General features: G+C 69.5%; 16 protein-coding genes and 1 pseudogene. 3 read left to right on the forward strand and 14 right to left on the reverse strand.

Annotated elements, in window-relative coordinates; genetic code table 11:
- Positions 1 to 67: 67 nt before the first annotated feature.
- Together OG447_RS04305 and OG447_RS04310 are read left to right on the forward strand one after the other, a co-directional pair.
- On the forward strand, positions 68 to 643 hold the full coding sequence (locus tag OG447_RS04305; protein ID WP_266934942.1) for a hypothetical protein: 576 nt from the start codon (positions 68 to 70) through the stop codon (positions 641 to 643).
- A 58-nt stretch (positions 644 to 701) separates the two neighbouring features.
- Positions 702 to 1145, forward strand: a pseudogene (locus OG447_RS04310) (Uma2 family endonuclease); the annotation flags it as partial.
- Between the two features lie 99 nt (positions 1146 to 1244).
- Here the strand turns inward: OG447_RS04310 and tnpA are convergent.
- Positions 1245 to 1673 carry an IS200/IS605 family transposase gene (gene tnpA / locus OG447_RS04315; protein ID WP_266934943.1) on the reverse strand — a complete coding sequence of 143 codons (429 nt, stop codon included), beginning with the start codon at positions 1671 to 1673 and terminating at the stop codon, positions 1245 to 1247.
- 23 nt (positions 1674 to 1696) lie between these two features.
- Here tnpA and OG447_RS04320 point away from each other — a divergent pair, with 23 nt between their 5' ends.
- Positions 1697 to 2977, forward strand: a complete 1281-nt coding sequence (locus OG447_RS04320) for a transposase (RefSeq protein WP_266934944.1) — start codon at positions 1697 to 1699, stop codon at positions 2975 to 2977.
- A gap of 232 nt (positions 2978 to 3209) precedes the next feature.
- Here the strand turns inward: OG447_RS04320 and nuoN are convergent, their stop codons facing one another.
- From nuoN to OG447_RS04385, 13 genes are all read right to left on the reverse strand, one after another.
- A complete protein-coding gene (nuoN, locus tag OG447_RS04325; RefSeq protein WP_266938747.1) occupies positions 3210 to 4829 on the reverse strand; it encodes an NADH-quinone oxidoreductase subunit NuoN in 1620 nt (539 codons plus the stop codon).
- 32 nt (positions 4830 to 4861) lie between these two features.
- On the reverse strand, positions 4862 to 6454 hold the full coding sequence (locus OG447_RS04330; protein ID WP_266934945.1) for an NADH-quinone oxidoreductase subunit M: 1593 nt from the start codon (positions 6452 to 6454) through the stop codon (positions 4862 to 4864).
- Between the two features lies 1 nt (position 6455).
- Positions 6456 to 8396: an NADH-quinone oxidoreductase subunit L gene (gene nuoL, locus OG447_RS04335; RefSeq protein WP_266934946.1), complete on the reverse strand. Its 1941-nt coding sequence runs from the start codon at positions 8394 to 8396 to the stop codon at positions 6456 to 6458.
- A gap of 12 nt (positions 8397 to 8408) precedes the next feature.
- A complete protein-coding gene (nuoK, locus tag OG447_RS04340) occupies positions 8409 to 8708 on the reverse strand; it encodes an NADH-quinone oxidoreductase subunit NuoK (RefSeq protein WP_030864698.1) in 300 nt (99 codons plus the stop codon).
- A complete protein-coding gene (locus OG447_RS04345) occupies positions 8705 to 9514 on the reverse strand; it encodes an NADH-quinone oxidoreductase subunit J (RefSeq protein ID WP_266934947.1) in 810 nt (269 codons plus the stop codon). The genes nuoK and OG447_RS04345 overlap by 4 nt, the downstream gene beginning before the upstream one ends.
- Positions 9511 to 10125, reverse strand: coding sequence for an NADH-quinone oxidoreductase subunit NuoI (gene nuoI, locus OG447_RS04350; protein WP_266934948.1), 615 nt, complete (start codon positions 10123 to 10125; stop codon positions 9511 to 9513). Before nuoI ends, OG447_RS04345 begins: the two co-directional genes overlap by 4 nt.
- Positions 10118 to 11485 carry an NADH-quinone oxidoreductase subunit NuoH gene (gene nuoH, locus OG447_RS04355; protein ID WP_266934949.1) on the reverse strand — a complete coding sequence of 456 codons (1368 nt, stop codon included), beginning with the start codon at positions 11483 to 11485 and terminating at the stop codon, positions 10118 to 10120. Before nuoH ends, nuoI begins: the two co-directional genes overlap by 8 nt.
- Positions 11482 to 13989 (reverse strand): NADH-quinone oxidoreductase subunit G, encoded by a 2508-nt coding sequence (locus OG447_RS04360; RefSeq protein WP_266934950.1) that lies wholly within the window; start codon positions 13987 to 13989, stop codon positions 11482 to 11484. The genes nuoH and OG447_RS04360 overlap by 4 nt, the downstream gene beginning before the upstream one ends.
- Positions 13990 to 14074: 85 nt before the next feature.
- The gene (nuoF, locus tag OG447_RS04365; protein ID WP_266934951.1) at positions 14075 to 15430 is read right to left on the reverse strand and encodes an NADH-quinone oxidoreductase subunit NuoF; all 1356 of its coding nucleotides are present in this window, start codon (positions 15428 to 15430) and stop codon (positions 14075 to 14077) included.
- Entirely contained in the window at positions 15430 to 16191 is a 762-nt protein-coding gene (gene nuoE, locus OG447_RS04370; RefSeq protein WP_266934952.1) for an NADH-quinone oxidoreductase subunit NuoE, read from the reverse strand. Before nuoE ends, nuoF begins: the two co-directional genes overlap by 1 nt.
- Positions 16188 to 17528 (reverse strand): NADH-quinone oxidoreductase subunit D, encoded by a 1341-nt coding sequence (locus OG447_RS04375; protein ID WP_266934953.1) that lies wholly within the window; start codon positions 17526 to 17528, stop codon positions 16188 to 16190. The genes nuoE and OG447_RS04375 overlap by 4 nt, the downstream gene beginning before the upstream one ends.
- The gene (locus OG447_RS04380; protein WP_266934954.1) at positions 17528 to 18298 is read right to left on the reverse strand and encodes an NADH-quinone oxidoreductase subunit C; all 771 of its coding nucleotides are present in this window, start codon (positions 18296 to 18298) and stop codon (positions 17528 to 17530) included. Before OG447_RS04380 ends, OG447_RS04375 begins: the two co-directional genes overlap by 1 nt.
- A complete protein-coding gene (locus OG447_RS04385; RefSeq protein ID WP_266934955.1) occupies positions 18295 to 18849 on the reverse strand; it encodes an NADH-quinone oxidoreductase subunit B family protein in 555 nt (184 codons plus the stop codon). Before OG447_RS04385 ends, OG447_RS04380 begins: the two co-directional genes overlap by 4 nt.
- Positions 18850 to 18859: the final 10 nt, after the last annotated feature.

An 18859-nucleotide genomic window follows, 5' to 3' on the forward strand; every position in this document is an offset into this window, starting at 1 on the left:
GCGCCGCGTGCACGGGCCGGGCCGCGCCGGGAAGGTGGACGAAAGCCCCCGAACGGCAGGAGTCCCGATGTCCGCCCGTGCCCGCAAGGCCGCCCTCATCTGCGCCGCCGCCGCGTCCATAGCCCTGGCCGCCCTCCCCGCGGCCCGGGCCGTGGACGGCCCGGCCCCGGACCCGAACGACCGTCGGGCGATGCTCGACCTGGCGACGGCCTACCGGGTGACGGCCAAGTACGAGAACGAGAGGGCGGCCATCGCGGACGGCTACGTCCGCACCGACGTCTGCATGGACAACCCGCGCGGCCCGGGCTCGATGGGCTACCACTACGAGAACAAGTCCCGCTGGGGCTCGACCGACCCGGCGAAGCCGACGGCGATCATCTACGGCCCGGAGAAGGGCCCCGGCGGCGGCCGCAAGCTGTACGCGGTCGAGTGGATGGTCTCCGACCCGGACCAGAACCTGGCGACGGCGGCCGGCCGCCCCACCATGTTCGGCCTCCCCTTCGACGGCCCGATGCCGGGCCACTCCCCGGGGATGCCCAAGCACTTCGACCTCCACATGTGGGCCTACAAGGACAACCCCGCGGGCCTCTTCCACAACTGGAACCCGGCAGTCAAGTGCGCTGGGCATATGACTCACCCATAGGAGCGGCTTTCGCGAGATCTGCAGCGATACGCCGGTCCGACTCGCGAGACTCCGGCTCATGCGACACCCGATCCCGCCCCCGGGCGGCTGGACTGCCGACGATCTGGACACGATTCCCGATCTGCCTCCGCACACGGAGCTGATCGACGGAGGCCTGATCTTCCCGAGTCCTCAGACCCTCTTCCATTCGCGAGCGGTCAGTTCTCTCGCGCACCAGTTGCATGCACTCGCACCTGCCGACATCGAAGTCCTCAGCAGGTTCACCATCGACATCGACCGGCACAACCGTCCCGAACCGGATGTCCTCGCCGTACACGACTACGCCATCCACGGCTGGGACCAGACGCGGGTACCCGCGGAGGCCTTGGTGCTCGCCGTGGAGGTGGTCTCCCCCGCGTCCCCCAGCCGTGACCGCGAGACGAAGCCGGTCAAGTACGCCCGCGCCATGATTCCGCACTTCTGGCGCGTGGAGAACAAGGACGGCCGCGCCGTGGTCTACCTCTGATCTTGGCCAGTGCTCCGCCCTTCAGGGCGGGGGTGAAGGCCATCCTTGGCCCGGAGGCGCGGAGCGTCGGAGTGCTCTGCGCCTCCGGGGTGACGGTTAGACGGGACGCTGCTGGTTTTCGATGTACTGCTTGACGGCGGTCAGGGGTGCGCCGCCACATGAGCCGGCGAAGTAGGAGCCGGACCAGAAGTGTCCGCCCCACAGGTACCGGCGGACGTGGCTCTCGTACTCCTGGCGCAGCCTGCGGGAGCTGACGCCTTTGAGGGAGTTGACCAGCTTGGAAAGCTGCACCTTCGGCGGGTAGTGCACGAGCAGGTGCACGTGGTCCTGTTCGCCGTTGAACTGTTTCAGCTCGGCTTCGAAGTCGGCGCAGACCTCCCCCATGATCTCTTCGGTGCGGGTCAGCATGACGTCGGTGAACGCCTTCCGCCGGTACTTCGTGACAAAAACCAAGTGAACGTGCAGGTTGTAAACAACATGGCGACCCGTTCTGACATCGGGATTAGGTTTCCAGCGTGGTGACATAAGCCAATGTTAGGGTTTCCGTTGTGAGTCAAGACTCCCTGGTGAAGCGGCAGTTCGGGCACCGTGCCCGTCTTTCGCTATCGCGCGCCGAGGTGTTGAAGACTGATGGCCAGGCGCACGCGGCCCGCACCATGTGGAACCTGCTGCACGCCTGGTGGCGGATGATGCCGAAGGAAAAACGGACTCTTGCGAACGCGGACGCCGCGATCCGCCAGGCCCGCGAGGACATCGACTTTCTCGCTGTCCTTCCCGCGCAGGCCGCGCAAGCGGTGTTGAAGACGTACTTCCAGGCGTGGAAGAACTGCTGGGACGGCCGCGCCGACGCCCCGAATTTCAAGGGCCGGTTCCGCACGGTGACGTCCGTGGACATTCCGCAGGGCCGGGACCTGAACATCACCCGCGTGCACCGCCGCTGGGGCATGGCCAACATTCCCAAGGTGGGCCGGGTCCGATTCCGGTGGACCAAGGACCTGCCCGTGGGCAAGCACGCCAACGGGGAGAACCGGATCACCGGGGCGCGGCTGGTCAAGGACGTGCTCGGCTGGCACATCGCCTTCCGTGTTCGGACCTTGGAGGCCAAGCCCGATCCCCACCAGGGGCCGGACGTCGGCATAGATGTGGGCGTCACCGTGCCCATAGCCCTCTCGGACGGCGAAACGTACGAGCACGGCGAATGGCTGACCGGCAAGGAGAAAGCCAGGCTTCTGCACCTGGAGCAGCGCGCCGCGCAGCGTAAGCAGCACCGCAAGCCCGGCGAGCCCACCAGCCGCCGGCTGCACCACACCTACGACCAGATCGCAGGACTCCGCGCGAAAGCCAAGCGCCGGGCCCTGGACTGGCAGCACCAGACGACCACCGCCATCGCCCGCACATACGGCACCGTTGTGGTCGAAGCACTCACCATCACGAACATGGTCAAGTCAGCCAGGGGAACCATCGAAGAGCCGGGGAAGAACGTCGCCCAGAAATCCGGGCTGAACCGCTCCATCAGCGGGGAGGCGTGGGGCCGGACGGTCACCATGCTGACGTACAAGACCGCCCAGCTCGGCGGCACCCTGCACAAGGTCCCGGCCCCCAATACTTCCCGGCGATGCTCCGCGTGCGGCTTCATCACGCCGGGGAGCCGAGAGTCCCAGGCCGTGTTCGTGTGCAAGAACCCGGACTGCGGCTGGTCAGGCAACGCCGACTGGAACGCAGCCCGGAACGTCTTGCACCTGTACCGGATGGGCCACGCGCTCATCCCGGCTGCCGGGAGGGCAGTCGTCAGGCGTGCCAAACGCGTCAAGCCCGCTGCCGCAAGGTAAGCAGGAATCTCCCGGCTTCAGCCGGGAGAGCACTTCAAGAACTCGACCCCGCCACCGAGGCGTACGTCGCCACCGGCATCTTCCGCGACCGGCTGACCGTCTCCGTCCCCTTCCCCATCGACCTGGACCTGACCGCGATCACACCGAAGCGGCGACGGCCCGAATAGCGCACACGGCGAAGGGCCCGGCTCCCCCAACGGGAGCCGGGCCCTTACCCGTACCGCGGACCGGATCAGCGGACGAACGTGCTCGCCTGCCCCGCCAGTTCCAGGAAGTACTGCGGGGCCAGGCCCAGGACCAGGGTGACCGCGACGCCGACCGCGATCGTCGTCATCGTCAGCGGCGAGGGGACGGCCACCGTCGGGCCGTCGGCCTTCGGCTCGCTGAAGAACATCAGGACGATCACCCGGATGTAGAAGAACGCGGCGATCGCGGACGAGATCACACCGACCACGACCAGCACTCCCGCGCCGCCCTCCGCCGCCGCCTTGAACACGGCGAACTTCCCGGTGAAGCCGGACGTCAGCGGGATGCCGGCGAAGGCCAGCAGGAACACCGCGAAGACCGCTGCGGTCAGCGGCGAACGACGGCCGAGCCCCGCCCACTTCGACAGGTGCGTCGCCTCGCCGCCCGCGTCGCGCACCAGCGTGACCACCGCGAACGCGCCGATCGTCACGAAGGAGTAGGCCGCCAGGTAGAAGAGGACTGACTGGACGCCCTCCGCCGAGGTGGCGATCACACCGGCCAGGATGAAGCCCGCGTGCGCGATCGAGGAGTAGGCCAGGAGCCGCTTGACGTCGGTCTGGGTGACCGCGATGACCGCGCCCGCCAGCATCGTCACGATGGCCACGCCCCACATCACCGGCCGCCAGTCCCACCGCAGGCCCGGCAGGACCACGTACAGCAGCCGCAGCAGCGCGCCGAAGGCCGCGACCTTCGTCGCCGCCGCCATGAACCCGGTGACGGGGGTCGGGGCGCCCTGGTAGACGTCCGGGGTCCACATGTGGAAGGGGACCGCGCCGACCTTGAACAGCAGGCCCGTCAGGATGAGCGCGCCACCGATGAGCAGCAGCGCGTCGTTGCCCATGGTGTCGGCCAGCGCCGGGTCGATCTTCGAGACCGTGCCGTCCACCACGTCGGCGATCACCGCGTACGAGACCGAGCCCGCGTACCCGTAGAGCAGCGCGATGCCGAAGAGGAGGAAGGCGGAGGAGAAGGCGCCCAGCAGGAAGTACTTGACCGCGGCCTCCTGCGACATCAGCCGCTGGCGGCGGGCGACGGCGCAGAGCAGGTACAGCGGGAGGGAGAACACCTCGAGGGCGATGAACAGCGTCAGCAGGTCGTTGGCCGCCGGGAAGATCAGCATGCCGGCGATCGCGAACAGGGCCAGCGGGAAGACCTCGGTGGTGGTGAAACCGGCCTTGACGGCGGCCTTCTCGCTCTCGCTGCCCGGTACGGACGCCGCCTGCGCGGCGAAGGAGTCGACCCGGTTGCCGTGGGCGGCCGGGTCCAGGCGCCGCTCGGCGAAGGTGAACACCGCGACGACCGAGGCCAGCAGGATGGTGCCCTGGAGGAAGAGGGCGGGGCCGTCCACGGCGATGGCGCCCATCGCGGCGATGTGCGCCTTGGTGCTCCCGTACCCGCCGGCCGCGAGGCCGACGACCGCAGCGAAGGCCGAGGCCAGCGCGGCGACGGCGAGGAACACCTGGACGTAGTAACGGGACTTGCGCGGTACGAAGGCCTCGACGAGGACTCCGAGGACCGCCGCGCCCACCACGATCAGGGTGGGCGCGAGCTGCGCGTACTCGATGACGGGCGCCGGGATCCGGTCGACCGGTGCCTCGGCCGCCAGCGTCCACAGGCTCTGGGCAGCAGTCACTGTGCTCACTTCGCCGCCTCCCCATTCTTGGCCTCGACAGCCACCTCGGGCTTCGGGTCGGTCTGCTTCACGTCCGACATGGTGTGCTCCACCGCCGGGTTGACGATGTCCGTCAGTACCTTCGGGTAGACGCCCAGACCGATCAGCAGCGCGATCAGCGGGGCGACGACGAGCACCTCCCGCAGGCGCAGGTCCGGCATGGTGCGGACCTCTTCCTTCACGGGGCCGGTCATCGTGCGCTGGTAGAGCACCAGGGTGTACAGCGCGGCCAGCACGATGCCGAGGGTGGCGATGATGCCGACGACCGGGTACCGGGCGAACGTGCCGACCAGGACCAGGAATTCACTGACGAAGGGCGCGAGGCCCGGCAGTGAGAGGGTGGCGAGGCCACCGATCAGGAAGGTGCCGGCGAGGACCGGGGCCACCTTCTGCACGCCTCCGTAGTCGGCGATGAGCCGGGAGCCGCGCCGAGAGATCAGGAATCCGGCGACCAGCATCAGCGCCGCCGTCGACAGGCCGTGGTTGACCATGTAGAGGGTGGCGCCGGACTGTCCCTGGGAGGTCATCGCGAAGATGCCCAGGATGATGAAGCCGAAGTGCGAGATCGAGGCGTAGGCGACCAGCCGCTTGATGTCCCGCTGCCCGACCGCGACCAGCGCACCGTAGACGATGCTGATCAGGGCGAGGACGAGGATCACCGGCGTGGCCCACTTGCTGGCTTCCGGGAAGAGCCCGAGGCAGAAGCGGAGCATCGCGAAGGTGCCGACCTTGTCGACGACCGCGGTGATCAGCACGGCGACCGGGGCGGTGGCCTCGCCCATCGCGTTGGGCAGCCAGGTGTGCAGCGGCCACAGCGGGGCCTTCACCGCGAAGGCGAAGAAGAAGCCGAGGAACAGCAGCCGCTCGGTGTTCGTCGCCATGTCGAGCGTGCCCGCGGCGCGGGCGGCGGCGATCTCCTGGAGCGAGAAGTTCCCGGCGACCACGTAGAGGCCGATGACGGCGGCCAGCATGATCAGGCCGCCGACCAGGTTGTAGAGGAGGAACTTGACCGCCGCGTACGAGCGCTGCGCGGCCGCGTTCTCGTCGGAACCTGAATGGGCCCGGTCCCCGAAGCCGCCGATGAGGAAGTACATCGGGATGAGCATGGCTTCGAAGAAGATGTAGAAGAGGAAGACGTCGGTGGCCTCGAAGGAGATGATCACCATCGCCTCGACCAGCAGGATCAGGGCGAAGAAGCCCTGCGTCGGGCGCCAGCGGGAAGAACTTGTCTCCAGGGGGTCCGCGTCGTGCCAGCCGGCCGCGATCACGAAGGGGATGAGGAGCGCGGTGAGCCCGATGAGCACCACCCCGATCCCGTCCACGCCCAGTTCGTAGCGGACGCCGAAGTCGGCGATCCAGGAGCGGGACTCGGTGAGCTGGTAGCGGTCGCCGCCGGGCTCGAAGCGGATCGCGACGAGCACGGCCAGGGCCAGTGTCGCCAGCGAGAACAGCAGCGCGAGCCACTTGGCGGCGGTCCTGCGGGAGGCCGGTACGGCCGCCGTGAGGATCGCGCCGACCGCGGGGACCGCGGCCGTCACCGTCAGAAGCGGGAAATTCATCTCACACCGCCCTCATCAGCAGGGTCGCGGCGATCAGGATCGCCGTGCCCCCGAACATCGAGACCGCGTAGCTGCGGGCGTAGCCGTTCTGGAGCTTGCGCAGCCGGCCCGAGAGCCCGCCGACCGAGGCGGCCGTCCCGTTGACCACTCCGTCGACCAGGCTGTGGTCGACGTAGACGAGCGAGCGGGTCAGGTGCTCCCCGCCGCGCACCAGCACGACGTGGTTGAAGTCGTCCTGGTACAGGTCCCGCCGGGCCGCCCGGGTGAGGAGCGAGCCCCGCGGGGCGAGGACCGGGACGGGCTTGCGGCCGTACATGCCCCAGGCGATGGCGACACCGACGACCAGGACCGCCATGGTGGCCAGCGTGACCGTGAGGGCGCTGACCGGCGGGTGGCCGTGCTCGTACCCGGTGACGGGCTCCAGCCAGTTCAGGAAGCGGTCGCCGATGCTGAAGAAGCCGCCGGCGAACACGGACCCGAAGGCCAGCAGGATCATCGGGATGGTCATCGACTTCGGAGACTCGTGCGGGTGCGGCAGCTCGCCGGGGTGCGCTTCGGCGCCGGGCTCGACCCCAGGGGTCTTGTCCGGGTCCGGGGCCGGCTGCCAGCGCTTCTCGCCGAAGAAGGTGAGGAGCATGACGCGGGTCATGTAGAAGGCGGTGATGCCCGCGCCCAGCAGGGTCACTCCGCCCAGGATCCAGCCCTCGGTGCCGCCCTTCGCGAAGGCCGCCTCGATGATCATGTCCTTGGAGAAGAAGCCCGACAGGCCCGGGAAGCCGATGATGGCGAGGTAGCCGAGGCCGAAGGTGACGAAGGTGACCGGCATGTACTTCCGCAGGGCGCCGTACTTGCGCATGTCGACCTCGTCGTTCATCCCGTGCATCACGGAACCGGCGCCGAGGAAGAGGCCCGCCTTGAAGAAGCCGTGCGTCACCAGGTGCATGATCGCGAAGACGTAGCCGATCGGGCCGAGGCCCGCGGCCAGGATCATGTAGCCGATCTGCGACATCGTGGAGCCCGCCAGGGCCTTCTTGATGTCGTCCTTCGCGCAACCGACGATCGCACCGAAGAGGAGCGTGACCGCGCCGACGACGACGACCGCGGTCTGCGCGTCGGGCGCCCCGTTGAAGATGGCGCCCGAGCGGACGATCAGGTACACGCCGGCGGTGACCATCGTCGCCGCGTGGATGAGGGCCGAGACCGGGGTCGGGCCCTCCATCGCGTCGCCGAGCCAGGACTGCAGCGGCACCTGGGCCGACTTGCCGCATGCGGCCAGCAGCAGCAGCAGGCCGATGGCCGTCAGGGTGCCTTCCGAGGTCTCGCCGACCGCGCCGAGCACCGGCTCGAAGGCGAAGGTGCCGAACGTGGTGAACATCAGCATGATCGCGATCGACAGGCCCATGTCGCCGACCCGGTTGACCAGGAAGGCCTTCTTCGCGGCGGTGGCCGCGCTGGGCTTGTGCTGCCAGAAGCCGATCAGGAGGTAGGAGGCGAGGCCCACGCCCTCCCAGCCGAAGTACAGCAGCAGGTAGTTGTCGGCGATGACGAGCAGCAGCATCGCCGCGACGAACAGGTTCAGGTAGCCGAAGAAGCGGCGGCGGCGCTCGTCGTGCTCCATGTACCCGATCGAGTACACGTGGATGAGCGTGCCCACCCCGGAGATCAGCAGGACGAACGTCATCGACAGCTGGTCGAGCTGGAAGGCGATGTCCGCCTGGAAGCCCTCCACCGGGATCCAGCTCCACAGGTACTGGTTCAGGGTCCGGTCGTCGGCGCTGCGCCCCAGCATGTCGACGAACAGCACGGCGCCGATCCCGAAGGAGACGGCCGCGAGCAGGGTGCCGATCCAGTGGCCGGCTTTGTCGAGGCGCCGGCCGCCGCACAGCAGCACCACCGCTCCGAGCAGGGGCGCCGCCACCAGCAGCGCAATCAGATTCTCCACTGTGAACGCCCCTTACAGCTTCATCAGGCTGGCGTCGTCGACCGAGGCCGAGTGGCGGGTACGGAAGAGCGACACGATGATCGCCAGGCCGACCACGACCTCCGCGGCGGCGACGACCATCGTGAAGAACGCGATGATCTGGCCGTCGAGGTTGCCGTGCATACGGGAGAAGGCGACGAAGGCGAGGTTGCAGGCGTTGAGCATCAGCTCGACGCACATGAACAGCACGATCGCGTTCTTGCGGATCAGCACACCGGCAGCGCCGATGGTGAACAGCAGGGCCGCCAGGTACAGGTAGTTGACCGGATTCACTTCGAGGCCTCCTCACGGCCGAGGCGCTCCGAGGACCGCTGCTCCAGCGCCTTGAGGTCGTCCAGGGCCTCGGCGGAGACGTCCCGGATCTGGCCGCGGCCGCGCAGCGTCTTGTTGACCGTCAGCTCGGACGGGGTGCCGTCCGGCAGCAGGCCCGCGACGTCCACCGCGTTGTGCCGGGCGTAGACGCCGGGGGCGGGCAGCGGCGGGAGCTGGACGCCCTCGCGGACGCGCTTCTCGGCCAGCTCGCGCTGGGTGGCGGCCCGTTCGGTGCGCTCGCGGTGGGTGAGCACCATCGCACCGACGGCCGCGGTGATGAGCAGCGCGCCGGTGAGCTCGAAGGCGAAGACGTACTTGGTGAAGATCAGCTGGGCCAGGCCCTCGACGTGTCCGGCGGAGTTGATCCGGCCGAGCCCGTTGAAGTGGCTGAGCCCGGCCTGGGCGATTCCGGCGATCAGCAGGATGCCGAAGCCGAGTCCGCACAGGACGGCGAGCCAGCGCTGCCCCTTGATGGTCTCCTTCAGGGAGTCGGCGGCGGTGACGCCGACGAGCATGACCACGAAGAGGAAGAGCATCATGATCGCGCCGGTGTAGACGATGATCTGGACGACGCCCAGGAAGTACGCCCCGTTGGCGAGGTAGAAGACCGCCAGGATGATCATCGTCCCGGCCAGGCTCAGCGCGCTGTGCACGGCCTTCTTCATCAGGATCGTGGCCAGCGCGCCGATGACGGCGACCGTGCCGAGGACCCAGAACTGGACCGCCTCGCCCGTCGAGGTCAAGGAGGCGGCGGCGAGGGCGCTCATGCCTGCACCTCCTCGGCGGCTTCCACGGCCTGACCCGCGGGCACCTCGCCCTTGGAGACGGCCGTCTGCCGCTCGGTGCCGGGGGCGGCCCCCGTCACCAGTCCGCGGTAGTAGTCCGTGTCCTCGGTGCCGGGGTACATCGGGTGCGGCGCCTCGACCATGCCCTCGGTGAGCCCGGCGAGCAGCTGCTCCTTGGTGTAGATGAGCGACTCGCGGCTCGCGTCGGCCAGTTCGAACTCGTTGGTCATGGTCAGCGCCCTCGTCGGGCACGCCTCGACGCACAGCCCGCACAGGATGCAGCGGGCGTAGTTGATCTGGTAGACGGCGCCGTACCGCTCGCCCGGGGAGTAGCGCTCCTCCTCGGTGTTGTCCGCGCCCTCCACGTAGATGGCGTCGGCGGGGCAGGCCCAGGCGCACAGTTCGCACCCGATGCACTTCTCCAGACCGTCCGGGTGCAGGTTGAGCTGGTGCCGTCCGTGGAAGCGCGGGGCGGTGGTCTTCTGCTGCTCCGGGTACTGCTCGGTGAGGCGCTTCTTGAACATGGCCTTGAAGGTCACGCCGAAGCCGGCCACCGGGTTCTGCCACTTCTCGCTCTTGTCAGCGTCAGACATTCTCAGCACCCTCCTCTCGGTCACTGTCAGTATTCGCCCCGCCACTGACAATCAGCTCCCGCTCGCTGCGGGGCCGCCTGCGCGGTACGGGTGCCAGCCGCTGGCCGGGCTTGGGCGGTACGGGGAACCCGCCCGCCATCGGGTCGAAGGTCTCGGCCGCGGCCTTGCCGGCCTGTGCCGCCTCCGCCTTCTCGCGTTTGTCGCGGAAGAGGTCCGCGACGAAGGAGAGGAGCAGGATCCCGATGACCCCGCCGCCGACGTAGAGGACGATCTCGCTGAAGTCGTACGCCTCGTTGCGCAGTGCGCGGACGGTCGCGACCAGCATCAGCCACACCACGGAGACCGGGATCAGGACCTTCCAGCCGAGCTTCATCAGCTGGTCGTAGCGCACGCGCGGCAGCGTGCCGCGCAGCCAGATGAAGAAGAACAGCAGCAGCTGGACCTTGAGGACGAACCAGAGCATCGGCCACCAGCCGTGGTTCGCGCCCTCCCAGAAGGTGCTGATCGGGTACGGGGCCCGCCAGCCGCCCAGGAAGAGGGTGACCGAGACCGCCGAGACGGTGACCATGTTGACGTACTCGGCGAGCATGAACAGCGCGAACTTGATGGACGAGTACTCGGTGTTGAAGCCGCCGACCAGGTCGCCCTCGGACTCCGGCATGTCGAAGGGGGCGCGGTTCGTCTCGCCGACCATCGTGATGACGTAGATGATGAAGGAGACCGGCAGCAGGACGATGAACCAGCGGTCCGCCTGGGCTTCCACGATCGCCGAGGTCGACATCGACCCCGAGTAGAGGAAGACCGAGGCGAAGGCCGCGCCCATGGCGATCTCGTAGGAGATCATCTGCGCGCAGGAGCGCAGGCCGCCGAGGAGCGGGTACGTGGAGCCGGAGGACCAGCCCGCCAGGACGATGCCGTAGATCCCGACCGAGGCCACCGCGAGGATGTACAGCATCGCGATGGGCAGGTCGGTCAGCTGCATCGTGGTGCGCTGGCCGAAGATGGAGACCTCGTCGCCCGCCGGGCCGAAGGGGATCACCGCGATGGCCATGAAGGCCGGGATCGCCGCGATGATCGGGGCCAGGACGTACACCACCTTGTCGGCCCGCTTGACGATGATGTCTTCCTTCAGCATCAGCTTGACGCCGTCGGCGAGCGACTGGAGCAGGCCCCAGGGGCCGTGCCGGTTCGGGCCGATGCGCAGCTGCATCCAGGCGACGACCTTGCGCTCCCACACGATGGAGAAGAGCACCGTCACCATCAGGAAGGCGAAGCAGAACACCGCCTTGATGACGACCAGCCACCAGACGTCCCGCCCGAAGAGGGAGAGGTCCTCGGCCGCGAGCTGTACCGCGTTCACGCGCCCACCTCCGCAGTGGTGTCACCGGCGTCGGCGGGGGTCGCCGGTCCGATCCGGACGAGGGTGCCCGGGCGGGCCCCGGTGTCGGCGAGGACACCGGAGCCGGTGGAGTTCATCGGGAGCCAGACCACCCGGTCGGGCATCTCGGTGATCCGCAGCGGGAGTTCCACGGAGCCGGCCGGGCCGGTGACCGCGAGGACGTCGCCGTTCTTGACGCCCGTCTCGGCGGCCGTCGCGGCCGAGAGCCGTGCGCTCGCCTCGTGGCGGGTGCCGGCCAGGGCCTCGTCGCCGTCCTGGAGCCGGCCCTGGTCGAGGAGGAGCCGGTGGCCCGCGAGGACCGCCTCGCCCGCTCCGGGGCGGGGCAGCGCCGTCGGGTCGGTGGACTGCTCGGTGGCGAGCTCGCCCTCCCAGGGGCCGAGCCGTTCCAGCTCCCGGCGTACGGAGTGCACGTCGGGCAGCGCGATCGGCCGGTCGGCGGCGTCGGCCAGCAGGTGCAGCACGCGGGCGTCGGCGGGGGCGAGGCGGCGGGTCATCTGGTCGGGCTTGAGCGCGGCCTCGAACGGCCGGACCCTGCCCTCCCAGTTGATGAAGGCGCCCGCCTTCTCGACGACCGCGGCCACCGGGAAGACCACGTCCGCGTGGTCGGTGACCGCGCCGGGCCGCAGTTCCAGGGAGACCACGAAGGCCTCCTGGAGGGCGATCCGCGCGCGGGCCGGGTCCGGCAGGTCGGTGACCTCCACGCCCGCGACCAGCAGCGCGGACAGCTCGCCCGAGGCCGCGGCCTCGACGATCTGGCCGGTGTCGCGGCCGTAGCGGTGCGGGAGCTCGTCCAGTCCCCAGGCGGTGGCGACCTCGTCGCGGGCCCGCGGGTCGGTGGCCGGGCGGCCGCCGGGCAGCAAGGACGGCAGGGCGCCCGCCTCGACGGCGGCCCGCTCCCCGGCCCGGCGCGGGATCCACACCAGCGCGGCCCCGGTCGCGGTGGCGGCCCGGACGGCGGCGGTCAGCGCGCCGGGCACCCCGGCGAGGCGCTCCCCGACGACGATGACGGCGCCGGGCCGGCGCAGCGCGTCGGCGGCTTCGGCTCCGCCGGCCTCCAGGCCGGTCCGGGAGGCCAGGGCGTCGAGCCACTCGGGCTCGGTGCCGGGGGCGGCGGCCAGCAGGGTGCCGCCGGCCTTGTCCAGGCCCCGGGTGGCGAAGGGGGCCAGGGCGAAGGTCCGCTGCTTGTGCTTGCGGTGGGCCTTGCGCAGCCGCAGGAAGACCCCGGGGGCCTCCTCCTCGGCCTCGATGCCGACGAGCAGCACCGCGGGCGCCGCCTCCAGCGAGGCGTACGTGACACCGCCGCCGTCGAGGTCCTTGCCGGTGCCGGCCACGGTGGCGGCCAGGAACTCGGCCTCCTCCGCGCTGTGCACGCGGGCCCGGAAGTCGATGTCGTTGGTGTCGAGCACCACCCGCGCGAACTTGGCGTACGCGTAGGCGTCCTCGACGGTGAGCCGGCCTCCGGTCAGCACTCCGGCGCGGCCGCGCGCGGCGGCGAGTCCGGCGGCCGCTGCCTCCAGGGCCTCGGGCCAGCTCGCGGGCTCCAGGACCCCGGCCGCGCTCCGCACGAGCGGGGTGGTCAGCCGGTCCCGCTGCTGGGCGTAGCGGAATCCGAAGCGGCCCTTGTCGCAGACCCATTCCTCGTTGACCTCGGGGTCCTCGGCGGCCAGCCGGCGCAGCACCTTGCCGCGGCGGTGGTCGGTCCGGGTCGCGCAGCCGCCCGCGCAGTGCTCGCACACGCTCGGGGAGGAGACGAGGTCGAAGGGGCGGGAGCGGAACCGGTAGGCGGCCGAGGTCAGCGCGCCCACCGGGCAGATCTGGATGGTGTTGCCGGAGAAGTACGACTCGAACGGGTCGCCCTCGCCGGTACCGATCTGCTGGAGCGCGCCACGTTCGAGCATCTCGATCATCGGGTCGCCGGCCACCTGGTTGGAGAAGCGCGTGCAGCGCGCGCACAGCACGCACCGCTCGCGGTCCAGGAGCACCTGGGTGGAGATGGGGACCGGCTTCTCGTACGTGCGCTTGCGTCCCTCGAAGCGGGACTCGGCGTTGCCGTGCGACATCGCCTGGTTCTGCAGCGGGCACTCGCCGCCCTTGTCGCAGACGGGGCAGTCCAGCGGGTGGTTGATGAGCAGCAGCTCCATCACCCCGCGCTGGGACTTGTCGGCGACCTGGGAGGTGAGCTGGGTCTTGACGACCATGCCGTCGGTGCAGGTGATGGTGCAGGAGGCCATCGGCTTGCGCTGGCCCTCGACCTCGACGATGCACTGGCGGCAGGCGCCGACCGGGTCGAGGAGGGGGTGGTCGCAGAACCGGGGGATCTCGATGCCGAGCTGTTCGGCGGCCCGGATGACGAGCGTGCCCTTGGGCACCGACAGTTCGACTCCGTCGATGGTCAGCGACACCGTGTTCTCGGGCGGCACCGCCGGTTCTCCTCCGGAGGGGCCGGCGGACGTGGTGACGGTCATGCGGCCACCTCCTGGTGGGTCGGGGCTGGGGTCACGGCGGCGGGGCTGCTGCCGATCGCGGCGGGGCCGCTCCGCAGAGCGTCGGTCATCGCGCCGCCTCCGGCTTGGCATCGGCCCAGAGCGTGGACCTCGAAGGATCGAAGGGGCAGCCCTTGCCCGTGATGTGCTGTTCGTACTCCTCGCGGAAGTACTTGAGCGAGGAGAAGATGGGGCTGGCCGCGCCGTCGCCGAGCGCGCAGAAGGACTTGCCGTTGATGTTGTCGGCGATGTCGTTCAGCTTGTCGAGGTCGGACATGACGCCCTTGCCCGCCTCGATGTCGCGCAGCAACTGGACCAGCCAGTAGGTGCCTTCGCGGCAGGGGGTGCACTTGCCGCAGGACTCGTGGGCGTAGAACTCGGTCCACCGGGTGACGGCCCGCACCACGCAGGTGGTCTCGTCGAAGCACTGGAGCGCCTTGGTGCCGAGCATCGAGCCGGCCGCGCCGACGCCCTCGTAGTCCAGCGGGACGTCGAGGTGCTCGTCCGTGAACATCGGGGTGGAGGAGCCGCCCGGGGTCCAGAACTTCAGCCGGTGCCCGGGGCGCATCCCGCCGCTCATGTCGAGGAGCTGGCGCAGGGTGATGCCGAGGGGGGCCTCGTACTGGCCGGGGCCGGCGACGTGCCCGGAGAGCGAGTACAGGGTGAAGCCGGGGGACTTCTCGGTCCCCATCGACTTGAACCAGTCCTTGCCCTTGTGCAGGATCGCGGGAACCGAGGCGATGGACTCCACGTTGTTGACGACAGTGGGGCAGGCGTAGAGCCCCTCGACGGCAGGGAAGGGAGGACGCAGCCGGGGCTGACCGCGCCGGCCTTCGAGGGAGTCGAGCAGTGCCGTCTCCTCGCCGCAGATGTACGCGCCCGCTCCCGCGTGCACCGTGATGTCGAGGTCGAGCCCGCTCCCCAGGATGTCCTTCCCGAGGTATCCGGCCTCGTACGCCTCGCGCACCGCCTCGTGCAGGCGCCGCAGGACCGGTACGACCTCGCCGCGCAGGTAGATGAAGGCGTGCTGCGAGCGGATGGCGTAGCACGCGATGATCATTCCCTCGATGAGGGAGTGCGGATTGGCGAAGAGCAGCGGGATGTCCTTGCAGGTGCCCGGCTCCGACTCGTCCGCGTTGACGACGAGGTAGTGCGGCTTTCCGTCGCCCTGCGGGATGAACTGCCACTTCATTCCGGTGGGGAAGCCCGCGCCGCCGCGTCCGCGCAGACCCGAGTCCTTCACGTACGCGATGAGGTCGTCCGGGGTCATCGCGAGGGCCTTGCGCAGGCCCTCGTAGCCCTCGTGGCGCCGGTAGGTCTCCAGCGTCCACGACCGGGGCTCGTCCCAGAAGGCCGACAGGACGGGAGCGAGGAGCTTCTCCGGGCTCGTCCCGTTCTTGCTGAGTTCGGTGGACACGGACATCACTCCCCTCCCTCGGTGCCGGTCTCGTCACGGCTCTCGCCGCGTGCCTCGCCCCGCGGGTGCACGATCGGGGTGCGCGGGGACTCCCCGCGGGCGATGCGCAGGCCGATCAGGGAGGCGTGCCCGGCGCCGCCGGTGGCCTCGACCGCGCCCTCGCGCTCGTCCGGGAACCCGGCCAGGATCCTGGCGGTCTCCTTGTACGTGCACAGCGGCGCGCCCCGGGTCGGCTCGACCGGGCGGCCGGCCAGCAGGTCGTCGACCATGGCCTTGGCGGACTCGGGGGTCTGGTTGTCGAAGAACTCCCAGTTGACCATCACCACGGGGGCGAAGTCGCAGGCCGCGTTGCACTCGATGTGTTCGAGGGTGACCTTGCCGTCGGGGGTGGTCTCGTTGTTGCCGACCCCGAGGTGCTCCTTGAGCTCCTCGAAGATGGCGTCCCCGCCCATCACCGCGCACAGGGTGTTGGTGCAGACGCCGACCTGGTAGTCCCCGGAGGGCTTGCGCCGGTACATCGTGTAGAAGGTCGACACCGCCGTCACCTCGGCGGTGGTCAGCCCCAGCACCTCCGCGCAGAAGCGGACGCCGGTGCGGGAGACGTAGCCCTCCTCGGACTGGCACAGGTGCAGCAGGGGCAGCAGCGCGGAGCGGCTGTCGGGGTAGCGGGCGATGAGGTCCTTGGCGTCCGCTTCGAGGCGCTCGCGGACCTCCGCCGGGAAGTCCGGGGCGGGCAGCTGGGGCATACCCAGCGAGATCTCTGTCATCGGTCGACGCCTCCCATCACGGGGTCGATGGAGGCGACGGCGACGATGACGTCGGCGACCTGGCCGCCCTCGCACATCGCGGCCATGGCCTGCAGGTTGGTGAAGGACGGGTCGCGGAAGTGGACCCGGTAGGGGCGGGTGCCTCCGTCGGAGACGACGTGGACGCCGAGTTCGCCCCTGGGCGACTCGACAGCCGCGTAGGCCTGCCCGGCGGGGACCCGGAAGCCCTCGGTCACCAGCTTGAAGTGGTGGATGAGGGCTTCCATGGAGGTGCCCATGATGTTCCTGATGTGGTCGAGCGAGTTGCCGAGGCCGTCCGGGCCCATCGCCAGCTGCGCGGGCCAGGCGATCTTCTTGTCGGCGACCATGACCGGTCCCGGCTCCAGCCGCTCCAGGCACTGCTCGACGATCCGCAGGGACTGGCGCATCTCCTCCAGGCGGATCAGGAACCGCCCGTAGGAGTCGCAGGTGTCGGTGGTCGGTACGTCGAACTCGTAGTCCTCGTAGCCGCAGTACGGGTCCGACTTGCGCAGGTCGTGCGGCAGGCCGGCCGAGCGCAGGACCGGGCCGGTGGCGCCCAGCGCCATGCAGCCGGTGAGGTCGAGGTAGCCGACGTCCTGCATGCGGGCCTTGAAGATGGGGTTGCCGGTGGCGAGCTTGTCGTACTCCGGCAGGTTCTTCTTCATGGTCTTCACGAACTCGCGCAGCTGGTCGACCGCGCCCGGGGGCAGGTCCTGGGCGAGGCCGCCGGGGCGGATGAACGCGTGGTTCATGCGCAGGCCGGTGATCAGCTCGAAGACGTCGAGGATCAGCTCGCGGTCGCGGAAGCCGTAGATCATGATCGTGGTGGCGCCCAGCTCCATGCCGCCGGTGGCGATGCACACCAGGTGGGAGGAGAGCCGGTTGAGCTCCATCAGCAGGACGCGGATGACGGTGGCGCGGTCCGGGATCTGGTCGGTGATGCCGAGCAGCCTCTCGACGCCCAGGCAGTACGCCGTCTCGTTGAAGAACGGCGTCAGGTAGTCCATGCGCGTGACGAAGGTGGTGCCCTGCGTCCAGTTCCGGAATTCGAGGTTCTTCTCGATGCCGGTGTGCAGGTAGCCGATGCCGCAGCGGGCCTCGGTGACCGTCTCGCCGTCGATCTCCAGGATCAGGCGGAGCACGCCGTGGGTGGACGGGTGCTGGGGCCCCATGTTGACGACGATCCGCTCGTCGTCGGCCTTGACGGCCGACTGGACGATCTCGTCCCAGTCGCCGCCGGTGACGGTGTAGACGGTGCCTTCGGTGGTCTCGCGCGCGGAGGCGTGGTCTTCTGCTCGATTCGAGGTGGGGGACATCAGCTGTACGACCTCCGCTGGTCGGGAGCCGGGATCTGGGCGCCCTTGTACTCGACGGGGATGCCGCCGAGCGGGTAGTCCTTGCGCTGCGGGAAGCCCTGCCAGTCGTCCGGCATCATGATCCGGGTGAGGGCCGGGTGCCCGTCGAAGACGAGACCGAAGAAGTCGTACGCCTCCCGCTCGTGCCAGTCGTTGGTCGGATAGACCGCGACGAGCGAGGGGAGGTGCGGGTCGGCGTCCGGGACGGACACCTCCAGCCGCACGATCCGGCCGTGGGTGAGCGAGCGCAGGTGGTAGACGGCGTGCAGCTCGCGGCCCGCGTCGTGCATCGGCACCGTGCCCGGGAAGTGCACGCCCGAGACGCCGGTGCAGAGCTCGAAGCGCAGGGCCGGGTCGTCGCGCAGGGTGCGCGCGACCCGTACGAGGTGCTCGCGGGCGATGTGGAGGGTGAGCTCCCCCCGGTCCACGACCACCTTCTCGATCGCGTTCTCGGGGAGCAGGTCCTGCTCCTCCAAGGCGCCCTCCAGCTCGTCCACGACCTCGTCGAAGTACGAGCCGTAGGGCCGGGCGGACGGGCCCGGGAGGGCGATCGTGCGGACCAGGCCGCCGTAGCCGCTGGTGTCCCCGCCGCCCGCTGCGCCGAACATGCCCTTGCGGACGCCGATGACCTCGGGTCCCTGGGCGCGGGGCGCAGGGACGTTGCTGCCGTTGGCCTCGCCGTTGCCGTTGCCGCCGTTGGTGCCGTTCTCCGGCTCCTGGGTCTCGCTCACCGGAGCAGCCCCTTCATCTCAATGGTGGGGAGGGCCTTGAGGGCCGCCTCCTCCGCCTCGCGTGCCGCCTCTTCCCGGTTCACGCCGAGCTTGCCGCCCTGGATCTTCTGGTGGAGCTTGAGGATCGCGTCCAACAGCATCTCGGGGCGCGGCGGGCAGCCGGGCAGGTAGATGTCGACCGGGACGATGTGGTCGACGCCCTGGACGATGGCGTAGTTGTTGAACATTCCGCCCGAAGATGCACAAACCCCCATGGAGATGACCCATTTGGGATCGGGCATCTGGTCGTACACCTGCCGCAGTACCGGCGCCATCTTCTGGCTGACCCGGCCGGCCACGATCATCAGATCGGCCTGGCGCGGCGAGCCGCGGAAGACCTCCATGCCGAAGCGGGCCAGGTCGTAGCGGCCCGCCCCCGTCGTCATCATCTCGATGGCGCAGCAGGCGAGGCCGAAGGTCGCGGGGAAGACGGATGACTTGCGCACCCAGCCCGCGGCCTGTTCGACGGTGGTCAGCAGAAAGCCGCTCGGCAGCTTCTCTTCCAGTCCCATGGGAAATTCA

It is taken from the genome of Streptomyces sp. NBC_01408 (assembly GCF_026340255.1).
Lineage (GTDB): Bacteria > Actinomycetota > Actinomycetes > Streptomycetales > Streptomycetaceae > Streptomyces.